Genomic DNA, 5422 nt, shown 5'->3' with positions numbered 1-5422 from the left:
AAGAGCCGTATGCGGGAAAACTGCAAGTACGGTTCTGTGAGGGGCGGACAGAGTAATCTGATTCCGTCTACTCGACTGCAGAGGGTTCAGAGGGTGATGGTGGGCGGCTGCGCCGCCAGTTTGTATAAAACCATACAACCGCCCTTACGGGTGAAAGGAAAACAAGCCAACCGCGCCTGCAGCGCGAGGAAATGCACCCCTATCCCCGCTTTGCGGGACTTCCCCCGGAGGGGGAAGTTTTAGCGGCGCTTTCCATTGGGGTGCTTATGAGTTCCAATACTGAGCGGAGAGTAAAGTTCCCCCTTCGGGGGAAAGGTGGTGCGCAGCACCAAAAGGGTGCATTTCCACGGGCGAAGCCCGGTTGTGAAGGTTTTTGCCGCCGGCAGGCAGCATATAAAAACTCATCGCCGCGAAGCGGCGATACCACACCCTCTGAACCCGTCCGCTGGAAGCGGGCGGAACCCTTTGAACCTTCTGAATCTGAGCCGCAGAGCGGCTCTAACGGGCGCGCCCCATCTTGACTAAATCCCTCTTTAGATGTATGATTTGAAAGTTATTTCATGAAATTTTTGGGAGGAATATGAATGGTTACTTTATTTGGTACTGACGGCGTGCGCGGACTGGTGAATTCGACCCTCATGCCGGAGCTTGCCTATCAGCTGGGAAGAGCCGCAGGCGCTTATTTCTGCAAGACTAAGGGAGAGCACCGCTTCCTCATCGGCATGGATACCCGTATCTCCGGATCCATGCTCACCGCTGCCCTTTCGGCAGGTCTCTGTGCATCCGGCGTCAATGTGGATGTGGTAGGCGTTATCCCCACTCCCGGTGTGGCGTATCTGACCAAAACGGAAGGCTACGACGCAGGAGTTGTGATTTCCGCGTCCCACAATCCTTTCCCCGACAACGGTATCAAATTCTTTGACCGCAACGGCTACAAGCTGCCGGACAAGACGGAAGAGGAAATCGAAAACATTCTTCGCCACGACGAAGAAATCGTCCGCCCCACCGGCGACGGCATCGGCGTCATCCGCGACTATCCGGAGCTCGCTGAAAAGTATAGAAACTATGTGAAATCCACGGTGGACGGCGATTTCAAAGGCATGAAAATCGTCACCGACTCCGCCAACGGCGCAGCCAGCCTTTTCCTCCCGGGAATCCTTGCCGAACTGGGGGCAGAGGTCATTCCCATTTTCAATCAGCCCAACGGCGTAAATATCAATAACGGCTGCGGCTCCACCCACATCGAAGCGCTGCAGAAAAAAGTGGTGGAAGTGGGCGCCGACTGCGGCATTGCCAACGACGGCGACGCAGACCGCTGCCTCTTCGTTGATGAAAAGGGCAAAGTTCTTGACGGCGACCACCTCATGGTCATCAATGCGCTGCAGATGAAAAAAGAAGGCCGCCTCAATGACAACATGGTGGTAGGCACTGTCATGAGCAACCTGGGTTTCGGCAAGGCGCTGAAGAAATACGGCTGCCAGACCGTTTCCACCAAGGTAGGCGACCGCTACGTACTGGAAGAAATGCTGAAGCATAACTACTCCATCGGCGGCGAACAGTCGGGCCACATCATTTTCCCGGAATTCAACACCACCGGCGACGGCCTCATCACCGCCGTACAGACCCTGCGGGTGCTCCGTGAAAACGGAAAGAAGCTCTCCGAACTGAACAGCCTCATGACCACCTATCCCCAGATTCTCAAGAACGTGGAAGTATACAGCAAAAACGGCTGGGAAGAAAATGAACTCATCCAGGACTCTATCAAGGCAGGAGAAGAAGAACTGGGCGCCGATGGCCGCATCCTCGTCCGTGCCTCCGGCACCGAACCCCTCATCCGCGTCATGGGTGAAGGCAAAGAACTGAACCAGCTCGAACGCATCGTAGACGACATCGCCTCTGTCGTGGAACACGAACTGGGTGTGGAAAATAACTGAAATAGATGAAATGAAAAGCACTGCTCTTTATGGGGCAGTGCTTTTTTTGACACGCCCTTTCTTCACTCCTGCCTCCCCCAGCTATGGTGGAGGGGGACCGCGTAAGTGGTGGAGGGGGCCTTTGGGCGTGAGGGTTCAAAAGGTTCACAGGGTTCAGAGGGGGAGGTGGACAGCCGCTGCGCGGCTGAAGGGACTTTGCCCTTTGGGCAAAGGTTGTGTTCGCTCTCGCTCAGGGGGCGACAGCGCCTCCGGCGCTGAAGGTTGTGGTATCGCCCTGTGGGCGATGAATATATATGCCGCCAAGGGCAGCAGCAAATCTTTACAACCGCGCCTAACGGTCAGTCGATTAAAAGGGCCTTCCTGGTATTTGCCCGACCGTCAGCAGCTGGGCGAAGCCCTGAGGAACACCGAAAGATTCTGGGGTGACTGCCAATCGGCAGCCTTCCCGCAGACCGGTATTTTTTAGTGAGCTGGTGAACTAGTGGTCTAGTGTGCTAGTCGGAGTCAATGTCGGCGCGTACCAAGATTCTTCGCCTGCGGCTCAGAATGACCATGAGGGCGAGAGAGCAAGGCTCGTGGCGCTGTCTGACATCTAATTTCTATCGTCTTATCCACGATGTCCCTCTGTCGCCTGCGGCCCCCTTCCTGCCGGCACCGTCATTCTGAACGCAGTGAAGAATCTCGGCACAAGTAGTAAGTGGCCGGAGTGCCCATAAATACCAGTCAGCAGGAAGGGGGCTCTTGCTCTTCATCATGCAGCAATGGAGACACAGAGGCTGGTCCCGTAACGCTGACTATATACTCATCGCCGAAGGCGATACCAAAACCCTCGGGCCAAAGGCCGGTCAAACTTCAGAACCTTTTCCTGTTCTTTGAAACTTCTGAATCCTTTTCCCGCCCCCCTTCTACGCAACCCGCCGCCGTCAGGTGGCCCCAATCTGCGCCGATAGGCGCGCCCCTTCTGCGACCAAAGGTCGCAGAACCCTCTGAATCTGAACCCTCCGGCCTAAGCCCCCCTTTCTAAATTCATCTAAGCGTCCGCTGAATATTTATTTGGAATACTTGAACAAGGGTATATAATAAAATAAGTGAATAGTAAGAAATCAAAACGAACGAATTAACATTTCATATATTAAATATTGCTATTTGCCAATAAAATACAAGGGGAGTGTATGATGTCATTCAAATCTAAAGAAATCGCAGCCCTGCTGGCCGTGCTGGCACTGGCAGGTACAGGTACGGTTCATGCAGAAACACCGGTGTATACGCTGAAAGGAATCACCGTTACCGCAAACCGGCAGGCGGAGAGACTGCAGGACGTACCGGCCAATGTGCAGGTGGTAACGGAGAAGGATATCCAGAAGAGGAACGTGCAGAACACGGCCCAGGCCATTTCTATGGTGACCGGCGTTTCTGCTTCCCAGTCCGTGGAAGGTACGGTGAATCTGAGAGGCTACAGCTCCAAGAATATCCTGGTGCTGGTGGACGGACAGCCCATGAATACCGCCTGGAACGGGGATGTGGACTGGAATATGATTCCTGTGGAAAATATCCGCAAAATTGAAGTGGTCTCCGGCGGCCAGTCCGCTCTCTACGGCGGCCGTGCCGTAGGCGGCGTCATCAATATTATGACTAAGACCCAGAAACAGGAAGGCCTGCATGGCTCTGCCACCGTAAGCTACGGAAGCAATGCCACTGTGAACCAGGGCTATGCGCTGAACGGAAAGAAGGATAAGGTATCCTTCGGCGCCTTCTACAACAGCCATATTACCAATGGATGGAAGGATTATTATACATCCGGCTCACATAAAAAGGGATATTCCTATACAACTGAAGAAAGAGATGCTCGAGGCACGTCCAGTTATTATCTCATTGGTAACCGCGGTAAAAAATATGTCATGTCTGAAAATTATGGCTTCAATATCGGCTATGATTTCAACGAAGACCAGCGGTTAACTTATAAATTTACCCGTGCCAATTATGATTGGGAATATAAAGACCCGGAATCATATATCAGAAAGGGAGATACTGTCATTTGGCCCGGTAAAGATATAGCTGATTCTAAGTATGCCAGCTTTTATGGTACCCGGGGCTGGCGTGCGTATAATATGCACAGCCTGACCTATAATGACCAGAAGAATAAAATCCATGCTCACATCGGCATGACAGACTATTTCAAAGATGGATATACACAGCCTGGATATACTCAAGGAACACTGGACGGCAATTTGAACGGCAAGGGGGACAAGTATTCGTATCCGTCTAAATCCATTGATTTTGATTTGAATAAGCGCTGGGCTTTGGGAAATCATAATCTCCTCGTAGGGACTTCTTATGGCCGTGATAAATTTGATGAAACGATTTATTCAATTAATGATTGGAAATCCTGGAGCAGCAGTGGCAGTGTTGAACAGAAGGCTGGCGGCAAGGATAAATACTGGTCCCTTTATGCACAGGACAAGTGGAATTTCGCACCTAAATGGACGGCCTACATCGGCGGGCGTTATGACCACTATGAAGACTATGATGGATATGATACACTTCTTTCCGGTGATAATGATAAGGGAAGCCATTCTTATCACAAGTTCTCACCAAAGTTATCGTTAGACTATGCCGTTAATCCGGATACGAACGTATATTTATCCTATGGTAAGTCTTTTAATACTCCTATTCTTTATCAGCTTTTCCGTTATTCCACACGTATGGGGCTTATTTATCCGAACTCCGGCTTGACACCGGAAACCACGGATACCTGGGAATTGGGACTGAAAAAGAAGATTGCCAATAAGACAGATATCCATGCAGATGTTTTCTATGCGAAGACGGAAGATTACATCCGACTTGTGTCTTATGCGGGTGAACAAGGCAAAGGAAAGAGATACGAAAACAATGGGGACGAAAAGACCCATGGATTTGAAATATCCTTAACCCAGCATCACAGCGACGCATGGTCTTCCTATATCAATTACATCTGGCAGACTGCCAAGAATAATGGATATAAGGACTATGACGTGCCCCGCCATCTGCTTCATTTGGGAACAACTTACAATAAGGCACCCTGGACTATTAATTTGGACGGTATGTTTATTTCTAATAGGTATCTGGATATTACTCCGGGAGATACGAAGAAATATGATTACCGTAGTGGCCACTTCCGCTCCCGCGATGCCTATTTTCTCATGAATCTTTCCACCAACTACCAGTTCAACAAGAACTTTGGCCTCCAGTTTGGAATTAACAATCTGTTTGATAGAAAATATTACGACGAAGATATTTCTACCCAGCATTATTACATCGGCGACGGCAGAACCTATACCCTCACCGCCAGATATTCTTTCTAAAAGGAATAAAAAAGCACCGCCCTTTGGGGCGGTGTTTTTTGTGTGGAAATAGCAGGTTCCTTCCCGCCCTCATCGTCATTCTCGTATAGTAAGTGTAGGGCATGAAGTTAAATACTTCCATTGCCCACCTTGATGGGTAGGGAATCC

Annotated in this window: 2 protein-coding genes; both read left to right on the top strand. The window is 50.5% G+C overall.

Annotated elements, in window-relative coordinates; all coding sequences use genetic code 11:
- Nucleotides 1-584: 584 nt before the first annotated feature.
- The gene (glmM, locus tag QZQ29_RS08715) at nucleotides 585-1934 is read left to right on the top strand and encodes a phosphoglucosamine mutase (protein ID WP_296962395.1); all 1350 of its coding nucleotides are present in this window, start codon (nucleotides 585-587) and stop codon (nucleotides 1932-1934) included.
- Between the two features lie 1172 nt (nucleotides 1935-3106).
- Nucleotides 3107-5275 carry a TonB-dependent receptor gene (locus QZQ29_RS08710; RefSeq protein ID WP_296962393.1) on the top strand — a complete coding sequence of 723 codons (2169 nt, stop codon included), beginning with the start codon at nucleotides 3107-3109 and terminating at the stop codon, nucleotides 5273-5275.
- Nucleotides 5276-5422: the final 147 nt, after the last annotated feature.

The sequence above is a fragment of the uncultured Dialister sp. genome, assembly GCF_900538805.1.
GTDB lineage: Bacteria > Bacillota > Negativicutes > Veillonellales > Dialisteraceae > Dialister.
Note: the sequence above shows the minus strand (reverse complement) of the source record. Positions and strands in the feature narration are given on the sequence as shown.